The following is a 14,858-nucleotide window of genomic DNA, read 5'->3' as shown; positions in this document are numbered from 1 at the left end:
TCCCGCCGCCATGCTCAAGCTCATCATCGGCAACAAGGCCTATAGCTCCTGGTCGCTCCGCGGCTGGCTCGCATGCAAGCAGTCCGGGCTGCCGTTCGACGAAGTGGTCGTGCCGCTGTACGACGCCGATTGGGACAAGCGCCGCGCCGGCGACGAATTCGCGCCGTCCTCGGGCAAGGTGCCGATCCTGTGGGACGGCGATGCGGTGGTGTGGGACAGCCTGGCGATCGTCGAGTATCTCAACGACAAGACCGGCGGGACGAAGTTCTGGCCTCAGGATCCCGCCGCACGCGCGATGGCGCGATCGATGGCGGCGGAGATGCATTCGGGCTTCGCGTCGCTCCGCCGCAAGCACGGCATGAACATCCGCCAGGTCTATCCCCCACAAAAGCCCGATGAAGACGTGGCGCAGGAGCTCGGCCGGATCATGGAGCTATGGGCGCAGGCCCGCGCGCGCTTCGGCGGCGGCGGCGAATTCCTGTTCGGCGAATTCGGCGCGGTCGATATCATGTTCGCGCCGGTGGTGACGCGGATCGTGACCTATTCGCTGCCCGTCCCGCGTTTTGCGCAAAGCTATATGCTCGCCGTGCTCCAGCATCCCTTCATGCAGGACTGGATCGCCGGAGCGCAGGAGGAAGACTGGGTGATCGAGCAGTTCGAGATGCCGGCCAGCGGCTGACCGGTCAAACCGGGGTGCGCGAATACTCGTCCGCCTTGACGCGGATCGTGTCGACCTGCTCGCGCGCGACATTGCCGATGCCGAGCAGGTGCGCGCCCGAAAACGCCACCACATCGGCGACGCTGATCAGGGCTACGGACAAGAGAAGCATCCAACGCATGGTCGCTATATGCGCCACCATTGGTGAAGCATCGCTGAACCGCGTTGTACGGAGAAGCCCGGAGCGGGATTTTGCGGGCCCCGCCGCGCCCCGCCGCGAAGTCTAGGGTAGCCGCTTGGTCTCGTAGCGGGTGCCGTTCTTGTGGAAATAGCCCTCCGGCGTGAATTGCATGTCGATATCGGGATAGTCGCCACTGCCGCGCGGACCCGCGCTGACCGCAACGAACATGCAATCCGTAGTGCCGCGGTTCTGCAGATGATGCCCATTCTGGATGCCCTTGGGAAAGGCAGCGCAGTCGCCGGCGCGTAACAGCGTCTCGCCCCCATCCTCGACGAGCACGGCCTCGCCTGCCAACATGACGACGAACTCGTCTTCGTCGGCGTGCCAGTGACGCTGCGACGACCAGGCTCCGGGCTTCAGGGTGACATGGCTGACGCCCATCTCCGTCAGGCTACTCGGGGGTGCCAGTCGCCGATACCAGCGGTCCTGCACGGCATCGGCATAGGGCGCTGGATAGCCGGTGGCGTTGGTCTGCGGGATTGTATCGAGATCGAGCTTGGGCAATGTCGTCTCCGTTGATTGTGGAGACCCTTTTGCCCGACGTCGTCGAACTCACCAAGGCGCTGATCGCGGCGCAAAGCATAACCCCGGCAACCGGCGCGGTGTTCGACGTGCTCGAGGCGGCACTGGTCCCGCTGGGCTTCGCCGTCGAGCGCTTCGTCGAGGGCGAGGCGCCCGACGGCCCGGTCGAGAATCTGCTCGCTACCCGGGGCACCGCGGGCCCCCATTTCGCCTTTGCCGGCCATCTCGACGTGGTGCCCCCCGGCCCCGGCTGGACCGCCGACGCCTTTTCGCCCGAGATTCGCGGCGATCTGCTCTACGGCCGCGGCGCAGTGGACATGAAAGGCGCGATCGCCGCCTTCGTTGCCGCCGCCGCACGCGTACCCGCGAACCGGAAGCTAAGCCTGATCATCACCGGCGACGAAGAAGGCCCCGCCACCTTCGGCACGCCGAAGCTGATCGAGCGCATGGCCGAGCGCGGCGTGAAGCCCGATCTCTGCCTGGTCGGCGAACCGACCTCGGCGCATCGATTGGGTGACACGATCAAGATCGGCCGGCGCGGTTCGTCCGTCATCTGGATCGACGTGCCCGGCAGGCAGGGCCATGTCGCCTATCCCCACCTCGCCGACAATCCGATCCCGAAGCTGGTCGCCGCGCTCGCCGAGATCGATGCGATCCCGCTCGACCAGGGCAATGACTGGTTCCAGGCGTCGAACATCGAAGCCACCGACATCTCCACCGGCAATCCGGCGACGAACGTCATTCCCGGCAACGCGACGGCGCGACTGTCGGTACGTTTCAACGACATGCAGAACGGGCCCGAGCTGATCGCGCGGATCGAGGCGATCGTACAGCGCCACGCCCCCGGCGCGCAGGTCAGGGGCAATGTCTATGGCGAGGCGTTCCTGACGCAGCCCGGCGAACTCTCGGCGCTGGTCGCCGGAGCGATCGAGGCGACGCTGCGGATCACCCCCGAGCTTTCGACCAGCGGCGGCACGTCGGACGCGCGCTATCTGGTCAAGCTTTGCCCGGTGGTCGAATTCGGCCTGATCAACGCGACGATGCACAAACTCGACGAAGCAGTCGCGCTGACGGATCTGATGGGATTGGCGGACGTGTACGAAGAAGTGCTGCGGCGCGTCGGCGCCTAGCTGGCGATCCGGCGCGGCTCGATGTCGCGTGCCCAGGCGAGGAATTCCTCCTCGGCCATCGGCGTCGCCACGGCATAGCCCTGCAATATGTCGCAGCCGATCACGCGCAGCACTGCGGCCTGTGCCTCGCTCTCGATTCCCTCGGCGACTGCTTCGCAGCCGAGCCCATGGACCAGCCCGATCACAGCCTGTGCGATCGTCCGCGCCTCCGGCTGATCGGCGACATGCTCGACCAGGCTGCGGTCGAGCTTGACTCGATCGACCGGCAGCTGGCGCAGCCGGGCGAGGTTCGAATAGCCGGTGCCGAAATCGTCGATCGCGACGCTCGCGCCGTCCGCGCGGAGTGCCGAAATCGCATCGAGCACTTCGTTCGAGCAATGCATCGCCAGAGTCTCGGTGATTTCGAGCTCGAGCAGGCTGGCCGGTGCGCGTGCCGCGTGCATCGCGGCGCGCAGGCGGCGGAAGAACTCGGCATGGTCGATCTGGCGCTGGCTGATGTTGACCGCCAGCCGCTGCTGGATGCCCATCTTGCCCCAGCGCGAGATCGTCTCGGCGACGCTCTTGACCACCCATTCGCCGATCTCGACGATGAGCCCGGTCTCCTCGGCGCGCTGGATGAACGCGCCGGGCAGCTTGAGTCCGTCCGGATGCTTCCAGCGCAGCAATGCCTCGGCGCCGACGATACGGCCGTCGGCGGCGCTCACCTGCGGCTGGAAGACCAGCGCGAACTGGTCCTTGTCGACTGCGGTGCGCAGGTCGCTCTCCAACTGCGCGCGCTCGGCGATCTGCGCGGCGAGGAACTCGGTGAAATGCTCGGCACGGCCGCGGCCCAAAGACTTGGCGTGGTACATCGCCGCGTCGGCAGCACGCATCAGATCGTGCAGCGTCGTGCCGTGATCGGGGCGCATCGCTACGCCGATCGACGCGCCGATCGAGATTTCCTGGTCGGCGAGGTCGAACGGCTCCGACAGCGCGAACAACACGCCGCGCCCGATCCGGTCGGCGTCGCGCAGCGTGCCGATCTCGGGGAAGAACATCGTGAACTCGTCGCCGGCGAGCCGGCCGATCAGCGGCGCCGCGACGCTGCCGTCCGCGGCAAAGCGATCGGCCACGGCGCGCAGCCGGTTGGCGACCATGCCGAGCAGCACGTCGCCGGTGGCATGGCCAAGGGTATCGTTGACCGTCTTGAAGCGATCGAGATCGATGAAATAGAGCACCGCATTGGCATTCTGCGGCAGTTCGGCGAGCATGCGCTCGGCGGTCCGCCGGAAATTGGTGCGGTTGGCGAGCCCCGTCACCGGATCGAACATCGCGAGCCGCTGGACGCTTTCGAGATTGTCGTGGAGCTGGCGGAACAGCCCGTCCATCGCCTGTGCCAGCGGCGGCACGCAATCGCGCACCTCCTGGGGAATTTCGCTCTGCAGGTCGCCATTGGCGGCGCTGGCGAGACGCTCGATCGCCGAATCGATCGCGCCCGCCGTCGAAGCGATGCTGCGCTCGGCCGAGGCCCAGCACATAACGCCGCAGATGATCGCGGCGATCAGCGCGCGACCTGCGGATTCGACGGTGACGGTGCCTTCGGACGCGGCGGCAACGGCGAGGATGAACGCCACGGCCCCGGCGCACATCGCGAACGCGATGGCTCGGCTCTTTAGCGAAAACCCTTCCACTTCGGCCGCTCAAACCCCCTTGCTGTCTCTGAGGCTTAATCTTGCAGACAGAAGTTAAGATTTTCGTGGCGGCTCCATCTTCGGGCGACGTAAAATTATGTAGAGCGCGCCGCTGCCGCCGTGGCGCGGATGCGCGGTCCGCACCGCCGCGATCCGATCGGAATGGCGCGAGGATGCCAGCCAGTCACCCACCGCCGCGCGGATCGCGCCACGCGCATGCGGCCGCTCGGATTCGGCCCGCGGCGGCTTGCCGGTAATCAACAGCAGCACCCGGTCGCCCTGCCGGATCGCCTGTTCGAGCCCATGGTCGAGCCGGTCATAGGCAGCGGACAAGCTGTGCCCGTGAAGATCGATCGAGGATTCGGGCGCGATTATCCCGCGCGACAGCTTGCGGTCCCACGAGCCGTCGAGCGTGTTGCCACTCCCTTCCCTGCTCGCAGCGAGGGGCTGGGGGTGGGTGCGCGCGTCTGCGCGCGCAAGAGACACTGGAGGCTTGACCGGCTTGGCAGGTTTAGAAGCAGCGGGCACCGGACCCGCCGCTGCAACCAGCCTACCCCCGGCCCCACTCTTTGCAGGAAGAGGAGAAGCAGGGAGAATGGCAGCCACGGGCTTAGCCTTGCCCGGCTTCAACGGCGTTACCGTCGCGATCACGCGTTTCCACAGCGCCGCTTCTTCGGGCGCCAGAGTCCGTTTCACGGAATGATCTTGGGCGCCGTCAGCCGCGCGACCACGGCCTTGGGGAGCAGCAGCCATGCCGTCCCCCGCGCCGACATGCCGCCGGCGATCGCGCGCGCGTCGTCGCCCGCGCCCCAGAACGTGTCGAAGCGGTTGGCGCCCTTGATCGCCCCGCCGGTATCCTGCGCCACCCACAGCCCCGTCGCGTCGGTGCGGTCCATCGACAGGAACGCCGGCACGCCCAGCGGCACGAATTTGGGATCGACCGCGGCGCTGGCCCAGCCGGTGACCGGTAGTCCCATAGCGCCGAGCGGTCCCGCGCCGGTCAGTTCCTTGAAGAACACGAAGCTCTTGTTCTCGCGCATGATCGCGCGGCCTTCTTCCGGGTTCTGGCGCAGATACGCCATGATCCCCTGCATCGAGGTCTGGCCAGGGCCGAGCAGCCCGCGGTCCTTCATCAGCTTGCCGATGCCGGTATAATCTCGGCCGTTCTGCCCGGCATAGCCGATCCGCATCACGCCGCCGTCGGGCAACCGCAGCCGGCCCGAGCCCTGGACCTGGAGGAAGAAAATCTCGACGGGATCATTGGCGTAGGCGATCACCGGCGCGCGGCCCTGCAGCTTGCCCTGCTCGATGGCGGTGCGGTCAAAATAGGGCACGAAATTCTTGCCCTCGACGCGCCCGCGGATCTTCTTGCCCTTGAGATCGTCCGAGAACAGCCCGAGATCGACGTCGATCAGGTCGGTCGGCACGCCGTAGACCGGCACGTCGCAGCCCGAACGGCGCTCGCGGCAGCCATGGATTTCGGGTTCGTAATAGCCGGTTGCAAAGGCCTTGCCGTCGCCGATCTGGGCCGTGTCGAAATAGCGGACGAAAAACGCCCGCGCATCCCGCGCCGGCCAATTCGCCGCGGCGCGGCACGATTCGGCCCAATCGACACCCTGGGTCAGCCCGGCGGTGTCAGCGGTGCGCCGCTGGAGCGACGAACAGCTGAGCTTGTAGGCAGCCAGTGCGCGCTCGGCGCCTTCCTGGGTGATCGGCAATGTGTTCAGCGGCGGGCCGGCAACAACGCCTGCAGCTGCGGCGGTGGTCGCCCCGGTCGGCGCGAGTGGGGCAGGCATCGCGGCAAGCGGGATCGCCGCCGTCGGCTGGCGCGCAGGCAGGTGAACAGGCGTCTCGGGCAAGTCGCGCGGCCGCGACGCCTCACGCGACGGTGCGGGTAAAGGTGCAGGTGCCCGGCCCACCCCAGCTTCGGGCGGAACGATTCCGCCCGAACAGGCGCTCAACAGAGCCGCGGACGCGACTGCCCCCCACAGACGCATATTCGGTTCCTTACGCTTCGTCGGTCTCGACCAGCTTCCAGTTCGGATCGTCGCTGCGCAGGTTGCGTGCGAAGGTCCAGATGTCGTGGGTCTCGACAGCGTCGGTGAGCGAGCCGGCGACGACATTGCCGTCCTGATCGCGCGTCACCGCCGCGATGTCGGCATCGAAGCGCACCGTGATCCGCGCGACCTTGCCCTCGACCGAAGCGTCGGAAATCATCGCACGCTCGATCACGACCAGCCGGTTGTCGAGCACATGGCCCGCGGCCTTGCGCTCGGCGATCGCCTCGGCGAAGCCACCGCGAACCTCGTCCTCGACCAGCCAGCCGAGCGTCTCCTCGTCGCCCTTCCAAAAGGCTTCGAGGATCATGCGGTACGCGGCCTTGGAACCCTCGACGAACTGGGCGACATCGAAGCTCGAATCGGCGGAGACGACTGCGCGCAGCCCGGTCTCGGCGCCAGCCTCGATCGGGCGGCCCGGGCCTTCGCGGACTTCGGGAGTCATGTCGATGGTACGCGCGACCGGCTGTGCGCCGATGCGCTCCTCGGCGGGCTTGGGCAGCGCCTGCTCATGCCCGGTGCGCTTGCCGAGCACCGAGTAGAGCCTGAGTGCCAGAAAACCGGCGATCATCGCGAACAGGATAACGTAAAACACTGAGCCTCCGAGCCTCGTCACCGAGTTACATAGGCCTTCGCGTCGCGGGATACAAACGCCCGCGAAAACGCCGCCCGATTGAAGTCCTTTCGCGCCCCTGCTAGGCGCGCTGGCTGAACAAACGCGTCACGGACGCGAAACTTTCCGACCAATAGAGGAATCTTCGATGGCAGAGAACGACACCATCGCCGAATTCGGCGAGCCCGCAGCCAATGGCGCCGATACCGCGCCTGTCGCGGGGGTGCTGTCGCAATATGTGAAGGACTTCTCGTTCGAGAATCCGAATTCGCCGCAGGTCTATCAGTCGCAGGCCGCGCCGGCGATCGACGTCCAGTTCAACATCGGCTCGGGCCAGGTCGGCGAGGACGTCTATGAGGTCGTGCTCAAGATCGACGTCAAGGCGCAGGCCGAGGACCAGACCGCGTTCGTCGTCGACTTGTCCTATGCCGGCCTGTTCGCGATCCGCAACGTGCCAGCGGAGCAGATGGAGCCCTTCCTGCTCGGCGAGGCCCCGCGCATCCTGTTCCCCTTCGCGCGCCGCGTGATCGCCGATGCCGTCCGCGACGGTGGCTTCCCGCCGCTGATGCTCGAGCCGATCGACTTCACCGGCATCTACCTGCAGCAGCGCGCCCAGGCCGGCGACGTCGCGCAGGGCGAGATCGCAGGCAACGCCTGAGACCCGGGCGGGGGAGCGTACAAAGGTGATGCCGCTCCCCCTCCCCGTTCGGGCTGAGCATGTCGAAGCCCCGTCCTTCTTTCGCCGGACAGTGAGGAAGAACGGCACTTCGACAAGCTCAGTGCGAACGGATTTTGGTCCGGTCGTCGAAGTATGAAGCTCGCGCGCAGCCTCGGCTCGGTCGGCGGGCTCACTCTCGCCAGCCGCGCGCTCGCGCTGGTTCGCGACTCGCTCCAGGCGACTTTCGTTGGCGCCAGCTTCGCGTCGGACGCGTTCCTCGTCGCGTTCCGCCTGCCCAACATGTTCCGCGCCTTCTTCGCCGAAGGCGCCTTCTCCGCCGCGTTCATCCCGATGTTCAACCGCAAGGTCGGCGAGAACGATGGCGAACTCGCCCCGGCGCTCGCCTTTGCCGAGCGCGCACTGGCAGTATTGTTCGTCTTCCTGACGATAATGACCGCGGCAATGCTCGCTGCCGCCTGGCCGCTGACCTGGGGTCTCGCCGGCGGCTTCAGCAAACAGCATCCGACTCCCAACCAGTTCGCCTTCGCCGTCGAGCTCAGCCGGATCACCATCCCCTATCTGATGCTGATCAGCCTCGCCTCGCTGCTCGGCGGCATCCTCAATTCGCTCGACAAATTCTGGGTCAACGCCGCCGCGCCGATCCTGCTCAACATCGCGATGGTCACTGCGCTGCTGGTCTTCCACGGCGATCCGTACGAGACCGCGCGCGCGCAGGCGATCGCGATCCCCGTAGGCGGGCTGCTCCAGCTCGGCTGGCTGTGGTTCGCCTGCCGCCGCGCCGGCGTATCGCTCAAGCTGCGTCGCCCACGGCTCGATCCCGAGATCAAGCGGCTGATGAAGCTGATCCTGCCCGCCGCGCTCGGTGCCGGCGCAGTGCAGATCAACCTGATCGTCTCGACGGCGCTCGCCGGCGCGCTGCTCGCCGAGGGCTCGATCTCGTACATCTATTATGCCGACCGACTGAACCAGCTGCCGCTCGGGCTGATCGGCATCGGGCTGGGCACGATCCTGCTGCCTACCGTTTCGCGGCTGCTCGGCGCCGGACGCGATGCCGAAGCGATGGAGACGCAGAATCGCGGGATCGAGCTCGCGCTGTTCCTCACCCTCCCCGCCACGGTCGCCTTCCTCGTCGCCGCCGAGCCGATCGTCCGCGGCCTCTTCCAGCACGGCCAGTTCAGTGCCGAGGACACGGTGCGCTGCGCCTGGGCGCTCTCGGCCTTCTCGATCGGCCTGCCGGCCTATGTGCTGATCAAGGTGCTCACCCCCGGCTTCTATGCCCGCGAGGACACGCGCACCCCGGTGCGTTTCGCGACGATCTCGGTGGGCGTGAATCTGATCCTCAACCTCGCGCTGATCCCGACGCTCAAGCATGTCGGCCCGCCGCTCGCCACCGCGATCGCGTCGACCGTCAATGTCGCGATGCTCTACCACACGCTGCGCAAGCGCGGGCATTTCGCGGCCGACAGCCAGCTCAAGCGCCGCCTGCCCCGCCTCGCGCTCGCCGCGCTGCTGATGGGCGCGGCACTGTTCGCCGGCGAACGGCTGCTCGATCCCTACCTCACCGGCAATCTGTGGATGCGCTTCGCGGCGCTGAGCATATTGGTCGGCGCGGGCGGCGTGATCTACATCGTCGCCTGCTTCGTCACCCGCGCCTATCGGGTGAGCGACCTCACCGCGTTGATGCGACGGCGCTAACCGTCCATCGCCATCATGCCGACTGCCAGGATGAAGAGCAGCAGCAGATAGATTAGCCAGCCGCCGACGATGGCGCCACGTGCATCGCCGGCCATCCTGCGATACCCCATCGCATACAGGACCAGCGCGGCCGGTATCGAGACAATCAGGATCGGGGCCGTCAGCATGAATGCGACCCACCCGCCTTTGCCAAGCGGCTGCTCGGCGCGCTCGCTGTCCTCCGTCTCGAGCTCGGCGATCCGGGACTGAAGCTGCGGACGTTCGTCCTCCGATATCCCGCGCTTGCCGATTTCCGCGCGTGCGGCGGCGATGGCTTCCGCTTCGAATTCGTCGCCGGCATCGGGATATGCGATCCGCAACAATTCCTCGTCCGGAAGCCGCGCCATTGTTTTCGAAAAGTCCATGATGCCCCCTCGCCCATGCCCGCTGGAATCGGTGACCGTCCGCCCCGAAGATGTCAAATCGGTCTGAAAGCGCGGCGCATCGATCGCACGACACTTTGCTTTGCTTGACGCGTCCCCCCTCGCTACAGCCCGCCCATCCTGGACATCTCAGCGCGGCTAGCGCCCCCGCCGTCCCGGATCCGCGGCCCGTCCAACGGCCGAGCGGTAACCGGGGCGCGGAGTGACTGATACATGCGCGTCGTTTCCGGCATCCAGACCACCGGCAATCTGCACCTCGGCAATTATCTCGGGGCGATCCGGCAATGGGTCGCGATGCAGGAGCAGGGCGAGTGCCTGTTCTTCCTCGCCGATCTCCACGCGCTGACCGGCAATGTCAGCCCGCAGGAACTCGCCAATTCGACGATCGAGATGGCCGCGACGCTGATGGCCGCGGGGATCGACGACCGCGCGATCCTGTTCAACCAGAGCCGCGTCCCCGCGCATGCCGAGCTTTGCTGGATCCTCCAGGGCACCGCGCGGATGGGCTGGCTCAACCGCATGACCCAGTGGAAGGACAAGGCGGGCAAGAACCGCGAAGGCGCCAGCGTCGGGCTGTTCACCTATCCGGTGCTCCAGGCCGCCGACGTGCTCGTCTACAGGGCGACGCACGTGCCGGTGGGCGAGGACCAGAAGCAGCATCTCGAGCTGGCGCGCGACGTCGCGACCAAGTTCAACACCGATTTCGGCGTCGATCTGTTTCCGCTGCCCGAGCCGCTGATCTCGAAGGCCGCGCCGCGTATCATGAGCTTGCGCGACGGCAGCGCCAAGATGTCCAAGTCCGATCCCTCGGACATGAGCCGGATCAACCTGATCGATGATGACGACACGATCGCCGCGAAGATCAGGAAGTCCAAGTCGGACGCCGATCTGCTGCCCGAAAGCGTCGATGGCCTCGCCGAGCGCCCCGAGGCGAAGAACCTCGTGACGATCTACGCCGCGCTCGCCGAGCGTGAACCACAGGCGGTGGTCGAGGAATTCGCGGGCAAGGGCTTCGGCGCGTTCAAGCCCGCGCTGGCCGATCTCGCGGTGTCGGTGCTCGCGCCGATGCGTGATCGCCTGGTCCAGTTGCTCGACGATCGCGCCGCGGTCGGTGCGCAGCTGGCGAAGGGCGCCGAACGCGCCAACGCACTCGCCGCGCCGACGCTCAAGGCGGCGCAGCAGGCCGTGGGATTGCAGGTATAAAGCTTGCCGCCTCCCCCTTCCCACGCGCTTCGCGGGCGGGAGGGTGGGGGTGAGCGGGACAACAGAGGAGAGTGATCGATGCTGCTACTCAAGCTGGCCGCCATTCCGGCCTTGCTCGGACTCGTCGCGCTTCCCCAAACCGCCCCCAGCCCCAATCGCCCGGCTCCGACCTTCGACACCATTGCCCCGACGCTCCCCGCGCTCAAGCGCCCGGCCGTCCTCATCTTCAGCAAGACCAACGCCTTCCGCCACGATTCGATTCCCGCCGCCACCGCCGCGATCGACAAGCTGGTCCGCGCCCGCGGTTGGAGCGCCTATGCCACCGAGAATGCGGCGATATTCAATCCTGCCCAGCTGGCGAAATTCGACCTGGTGGTGTTCGCCAGCGCGACCGGCGACCTGTTCACGCCTGACCAGCGCGCCGCCTTCCAGGGCTATATCGCCAGCGGCCGGGGTTTCGTCGGCCTGCACGGTGCGGGCGACGGCAGCCATCCCGACTGGTATCAGGCGATGCTCGGATACAGCGGCTATACCGGCCATCCCGGCGGCGCGGACCACTTCCAGCAGGGCGAGTTGATCCTGCTCGACCGCACCCACCCCGCAACGCGGCATCTGCCCGCGCGCTGGCGCTGGACCGAGGAATATTACGCGTACGGCGCTCCGCCGCGCGCCGACGTACATGTCCTCGCCCGGCTCGACGAAACCGGCATGCGGCTCGAGCCCAGGCACCGCATGGGCGAGAAGCACGCGCTGGTCTGGTGGCGCTGCGAGGGCAAGGCACGGATCTTTACCTCCGTGCTCGGCCACCAGCCCGAGGCCTGGACCGATCCGGCGCACCTCGAGCTGGTCGATGGCGCGATCGGCTGGGCCGCGCGCAAGGCCGGCAAGGGCTGCGATTGACGACTCGCTAACCACGCTTCGAGGAAACGCAACCGCGCCAACCGCGTTGTTTCCTTGCCCAGGAGCGTGATCCCGCGCCCCTGTATGAGGGCACCGCGATGCGTAAACAGCTGACGCTGCTGATGATCCCCCTCCTCGCCCTCGCCGCGTGCGGCGGTGGCGGCAGCGACGGCGGCGGCACCGTCGTTCCCCCGCCGATCGACACGCCCGGACCGACGCCGAGCCCCACGACCACCCCGGTGCCCTTCCCGACGCCCACCCCGGCGCCCGGCGACTTCCTCACCGCCGCCGCGTCGCTCTATGCCACCCTGCCCGACATCGCCGCGTGCCAGCCGGGCGTGCTCAAGCCCGCGGTGACCCAGCAATTGCTCCAGACGCTCAACGCCGTCCGCGCGCTCCACCGGCTGCCCCCGGCGACCTATTCGGCCGCCGACGAGCCCGGCGCGCAGCAATCGGCGCTGATGCAGGCCGCCAACGCCCAGCTCAGCCATACCCCGCCGACCAGCTGGCGCTGCTACACCGCGGCCGGTGCCGCCGCCTCGGGATCGAGCAACCTCTATGGCGGCACCGGTGCGGGACTGGGCTTCTACACCGACGAGCAGATCGTCGCGGGCTGGCTCACCGAAGTGCAGAACATCGTCGCCGAAAATGTCGGGCATCGCCGCTGGCTGCTCGATCCCTTCCTCGGCTCGGTCGCTTATGGCCGCGTCGCCGGCCGCTACCAGACGAGCAGCCGCGCCGATGCCGCCGCGATCAAGGTGTTCGACACCGCCGGCCCGGCAGGCCCCACCGGCCCGCTGCCCGATTATGTCGCCTATCCGTTCGAGGACTATCCCGCCCGCCTGTTCGACCCCAGCGCGCTGCTCTCATTCGGGGTAATCTCGAACAAGACCAGCAAATGGGGCAATAGCAATGTCGATTTCTCCGGTGCCGCGATCACCGTGCGCGCCCGCGGCGGCGCGATGCTGACCGTCTCGCGCATCACCTACGATACCCAGGGCTATGGCCTGCCCAACAACCTCCAGTTCGCAGTGAGCGGACTGCAGGCGAACACCGTCTACGACGTGACGATCGACCGCGTGAACGTCGGCGGCACCCAGCGCAGCTACAACTACTTCTTCCGCATCGTGCCGTGAGGAGCAGAAATTCCTCCCTCGCGCAGCGGGGGCGGAATTTCTATTTAGGACAATCGGGGTGGAGGCGTGACCATAGCGTTTGCCCCGCTCTCATCTCCTCCACCCCGCCCCCACCCCTGAGGGTGGGAAACCGCCTCGCCTGGGAGGCGGGAAACTCAGCCTTCGAGCGCGCGCATCAGCGTGCGCACCGCGCCGTCGATCTCGACATCCTTGCCGCGCAGATCCTCGATCCGCCGCACTGCATGGATCACCGTCGAATGGTCGCGATTGCCGAACTTGCGGCCGATCTCGGGCAGCGAGCGCGTGGTGAGCCGCTTGGCGAGATACATCGCAATCTGGCGCGGGCGCGCGATCGCAACGGCGCGGCGCTCCGAGATCAGGTCGATCTGCTTGACTTCGAAATGCGACGACACCGCGCGCTGGATCTCGTCGATCGTGATCCGCCGCTGGGCGCTGCGCAGCACTTCGCCGAGCGTGGTGACTGCGAAATCGATGCTGATCGTCTCGTTGGAGAGATTGGCATAGGCGACCAGCCGGTTGAGCGCGCCTTCGAGCTCGCGGACGTTCGAGGTGATCCGCGCCGCGAGCAGATCGACGACCTCTTCGGGCATGTCGACCGCAGGCATGTCCTCAAGCTTGCGCGCGACGATCGCGCGGCGCAGCTCGAGCTCGGCAGGCTTGATGTCGGCGACGAGGCCCGAGCCGAGCCGGCCGGCCAGCCGCGGCTCGAAGCCTTCGAGCGCCTGGGGCGCGCGATCGGCGGCGATCACCAGCCGCTTGCCCGACGACATGAACTCGTTGACCGTGTGGAAGAACTCTTCCTGCGTCGCGTCCTTGCCGCCGATGAACTGGAGATCGTCGATCATCAGCAGGTCGACCGAGCGCAGCCGGGTCTTGAACGCGTGCGTGTCGCGGTTGCGCAGCGCCTGGACGAATTCGAACATGAAGCGCTCGGCGGTGACGTAGATCGCCGTCGCCTCGGGGTTCGCCTCGAGGAACGCCTGGCCCAGCGCGTGCATCAGGTGCGTCTTGCCCTGGCCGGTGCCCGAATGGAGATAGAGCGGGCTGAACTGCGGCATGCCCGGCTGTGCCACTGCCTTGGCGGCGTTGAACGCAACGCGGTTGGCCGAATCGACGACGAAGCGATCGAAGCAGAAGCGCGGGTCGAAAATCGGGCGCTCGCCCGGCACCGCGACCACCGCCGCGACTTCGGGCTCGGCCTTGAGCACGCGCAGCGGCTCTTCGGCCATCGTCTCGATGGTGACGCTGAGCACGTCGGGCAGCACCGCACGGAATTCGAGCAGCAGGCGTTCGGAATAGTGATTCTTGACCCACTGAGTCATGAATGCCGACGGCAGGCCGAGGCGCACCGCTGCGCTGGTCGAACCGTCCACCAGGACCACCGGCTTCAGCCACTGGTCGAACAGGCGCTGGCCGGCCGAGCGCCGCAGATTACCACGTACGTGGCTCCACGCTTTGCTGACTGCCTCCATGTCACCCCGCTCCAGTGTCTGCACTTGAGTCACACGCACCCCTCCCCAACGGAAAGCAGACCCTTTCCGCGAACAAACTCGTTTCGATCACAAGGCTCCCCGCAGCCGGTCATGCCCCCAGGCTGGCGCGGTGAGCTTCACAAGCCCCGGCATCGAAACGCGCCGGGGAAGTCTGTTTTAGGAACCGAAATTCGAGTCGAGCAAGGGCTGCGGGTGCAAAGAAAGTGAAATAGTTTTGTTGACTCGTCCGAACCCACGGATTTGCGTCATGTCACATGTTTTCATGAATAATATCAAATGCTTACGCGAATATTCATAAAATTGAAGCATGCGAATCGCGGGATTTCCGCCACTTAGGCCGTCCCGTTCGCGTATTGCCGCCAAGCCCTTTGCTGCACACGCGAAAAACCCCGCCGGAGCAGCTCCGGCGGGGTCATCG

At 66.7% G+C, this 14,858-nt stretch carries 15 protein-coding genes; 7 read left to right on the top strand and 8 right to left on the bottom strand.

Translation table 11 applies throughout. The annotated features are described in order from the left end of the window. Positions 1 to 10 precede the first annotated feature (10 nt). On the top strand, positions 11 to 679 hold the full coding sequence (locus BXU08_RS00070; protein WP_077511834.1) for a glutathione S-transferase: 669 nt from the start codon (positions 11 to 13) through the stop codon (positions 677 to 679). A gap of 4 nt (positions 680 to 683) precedes the next feature. Here the strand turns inward: BXU08_RS00070 and BXU08_RS19665 are convergent, their stop codons facing one another. Both BXU08_RS19665 and BXU08_RS00065 read right to left on the bottom strand, forming a co-directional pair. Next, positions 684 to 821 carry a hypothetical protein gene (locus tag BXU08_RS19665; RefSeq protein ID WP_171982360.1) on the bottom strand — a complete coding sequence of 46 codons (138 nt, stop codon included), beginning with the start codon at positions 819 to 821 and terminating at the stop codon, positions 684 to 686. Positions 822 to 941: 120 nt separating this feature from the next. Then, a complete protein-coding gene (locus tag BXU08_RS00065) occupies positions 942 to 1,403 on the bottom strand; it encodes a cupin domain-containing protein (RefSeq protein ID WP_077507352.1) in 462 nt (153 codons plus the stop codon). On the opposite strand from BXU08_RS00065, the gene dapE reads away from it, so the two are divergent. Then, positions 1,403 to 2,551 (top strand): succinyl-diaminopimelate desuccinylase, encoded by a 1,149-nt coding sequence (gene dapE / locus BXU08_RS00060; protein WP_077507349.1) that lies wholly within the window; start codon positions 1,403 to 1,405, stop codon positions 2,549 to 2,551. The two genes, BXU08_RS00065 and dapE, sit on opposite strands and share 1 nt — an antisense overlap. On the opposite strand, the gene BXU08_RS00055 is transcribed toward dapE, so the two are convergent. From BXU08_RS00055 to BXU08_RS00040, 4 genes are read right to left on the bottom strand one after another with little or no spacing between them, the layout of a single operon-like run. Beyond that, the gene (locus BXU08_RS00055) at positions 2,548 to 4,221 is read right to left on the bottom strand and encodes a bifunctional diguanylate cyclase/phosphodiesterase (RefSeq protein ID WP_077507347.1); all 1,674 of its coding nucleotides are present in this window, start codon (positions 4,219 to 4,221) and stop codon (positions 2,548 to 2,550) included. The genes dapE and BXU08_RS00055 overlap by 4 nt on opposite strands. Positions 4,222 to 4,275: 54 nt before the next feature. Further along, a complete protein-coding gene (locus BXU08_RS20565) occupies positions 4,276 to 4,974 on the bottom strand; it encodes a Smr/MutS family protein (RefSeq protein ID WP_077507344.1) in 699 nt (232 codons plus the stop codon). After that, positions 4,914 to 6,218, bottom strand: coding sequence for a murein transglycosylase A (locus BXU08_RS00045; protein ID WP_077507341.1), 1,305 nt, complete (start codon positions 6,216 to 6,218; stop codon positions 4,914 to 4,916). The genes BXU08_RS20565 and BXU08_RS00045 overlap by 61 nt, the downstream gene beginning before the upstream one ends. A gap of 10 nt (positions 6,219 to 6,228) precedes the next feature. Beyond that, positions 6,229 to 6,873 (bottom strand): Tim44/TimA family putative adaptor protein, encoded by a 645-nt coding sequence (locus tag BXU08_RS00040; protein WP_150125351.1) that lies wholly within the window; start codon positions 6,871 to 6,873, stop codon positions 6,229 to 6,231. Positions 6,874 to 7,039: 166 nt separating this feature from the next. On the opposite strand from BXU08_RS00040, the gene secB reads away from it, so the two are divergent. Both secB and murJ read left to right on the top strand, forming a co-directional pair. After that, positions 7,040 to 7,549, top strand: coding sequence for a protein-export chaperone SecB (gene secB, locus BXU08_RS00035; protein ID WP_077507335.1), 510 nt, complete (start codon positions 7,040 to 7,042; stop codon positions 7,547 to 7,549). Positions 7,550 to 7,702: 153 nt separating this feature from the next. Beyond that, positions 7,703 to 9,265 carry a murein biosynthesis integral membrane protein MurJ gene (murJ, locus tag BXU08_RS00030; protein WP_077507332.1) on the top strand — a complete coding sequence of 521 codons (1,563 nt, stop codon included), beginning with the start codon at positions 7,703 to 7,705 and terminating at the stop codon, positions 9,263 to 9,265. Here murJ and BXU08_RS00025 read toward each other — a convergent pair. Then, positions 9,262 to 9,669: a hypothetical protein gene (locus BXU08_RS00025; RefSeq protein WP_171982359.1), complete on the bottom strand. Its 408-nt coding sequence runs from the start codon at positions 9,667 to 9,669 to the stop codon at positions 9,262 to 9,264. The genes murJ and BXU08_RS00025 overlap by 4 nt on opposite strands. A 231-nt stretch (positions 9,670 to 9,900) precedes the next feature. Between BXU08_RS00025 and trpS the strand changes: the two genes are divergently transcribed. From trpS to BXU08_RS00010, 3 genes are all read left to right on the top strand, one after another. Continuing rightward, positions 9,901 to 10,890, top strand: coding sequence for a tryptophan--tRNA ligase (gene trpS, locus BXU08_RS00020; protein ID WP_077507327.1), 990 nt, complete (start codon positions 9,901 to 9,903; stop codon positions 10,888 to 10,890). A 78-nt stretch (positions 10,891 to 10,968) separates the two neighbouring features. Further along, entirely contained in the window at positions 10,969 to 11,790 is an 822-nt protein-coding gene (locus BXU08_RS00015; protein ID WP_077507324.1) for a ThuA domain-containing protein, read from the top strand. 98 nt (positions 11,791 to 11,888) lie between these two features. Next, positions 11,889 to 12,926, top strand: coding sequence for a CAP domain-containing protein (locus BXU08_RS00010; protein WP_077507321.1), 1,038 nt, complete (start codon positions 11,889 to 11,891; stop codon positions 12,924 to 12,926). A gap of 155 nt (positions 12,927 to 13,081) precedes the next feature. Here the strand turns inward: BXU08_RS00010 and dnaA are convergent, their stop codons facing one another. Then, positions 13,082 to 14,419: a chromosomal replication initiator protein DnaA gene (dnaA, locus tag BXU08_RS00005; RefSeq protein WP_216352917.1), complete on the bottom strand. Its 1,338-nt coding sequence runs from the start codon at positions 14,417 to 14,419 to the stop codon at positions 13,082 to 13,084. Between the last annotated feature and the right edge of the window lie 439 nt (positions 14,420 to 14,858).

The sequence above is a fragment of the Sphingomonas sp. LM7 genome (assembly GCF_002002925.1).
Lineage (GTDB): Bacteria > Pseudomonadota > Alphaproteobacteria > Sphingomonadales > Sphingomonadaceae > Sphingomonas.
This window is presented reverse-complemented; position numbering and strand designations above follow the sequence as displayed.

Excerpts from the sequence above, each read along its gene's own strand:
- BXU08_RS20565 (WP_077507344.1), bottom strand. The coding sequence starts at position 4,974 with ATGGCTGCTGCTCCCCAAGGCCGTGGTCGCGCGGCTGACGGCGCCCAA.
- dnaA (WP_216352917.1), bottom strand. The coding sequence starts at position 14,419 with ATGGAGGCAGTCAGCAAAGCGTGGAGCCACGTACGTGGTAATCTGCGG.
- BXU08_RS00010 (WP_077507321.1), top strand. The coding sequence starts at position 11,889 with ATGCGTAAACAGCTGACGCTGCTGATGATCCCCCTCCTCGCCCTCGCC.
- BXU08_RS00015 (WP_077507324.1), top strand. The coding sequence starts at position 10,969 with ATGCTGCTACTCAAGCTGGCCGCCATTCCGGCCTTGCTCGGACTCGTC.
- secB (WP_077507335.1), top strand. The coding sequence starts at position 7,040 with ATGGCAGAGAACGACACCATCGCCGAATTCGGCGAGCCCGCAGCCAAT.
- BXU08_RS00070 (WP_077511834.1), top strand. The coding sequence starts at position 11 with ATGCTCAAGCTCATCATCGGCAACAAGGCCTATAGCTCCTGGTCGCTC.
- dapE (WP_077507349.1), top strand. The coding sequence starts at position 1,403 with ATGTCGTCTCCGTTGATTGTGGAGACCCTTTTGCCCGACGTCGTCGAA.
- trpS (WP_077507327.1), top strand. The coding sequence starts at position 9,901 with ATGCGCGTCGTTTCCGGCATCCAGACCACCGGCAATCTGCACCTCGGC.
- murJ (WP_077507332.1), top strand. The coding sequence starts at position 7,703 with ATGAAGCTCGCGCGCAGCCTCGGCTCGGTCGGCGGGCTCACTCTCGCC.
- BXU08_RS00025 (WP_171982359.1), bottom strand. The coding sequence starts at position 9,669 with ATGGACTTTTCGAAAACAATGGCGCGGCTTCCGGACGAGGAATTGTTG.
- BXU08_RS00045 (WP_077507341.1), bottom strand. The coding sequence starts at position 6,218 with ATGCGTCTGTGGGGGGCAGTCGCGTCCGCGGCTCTGTTGAGCGCCTGT.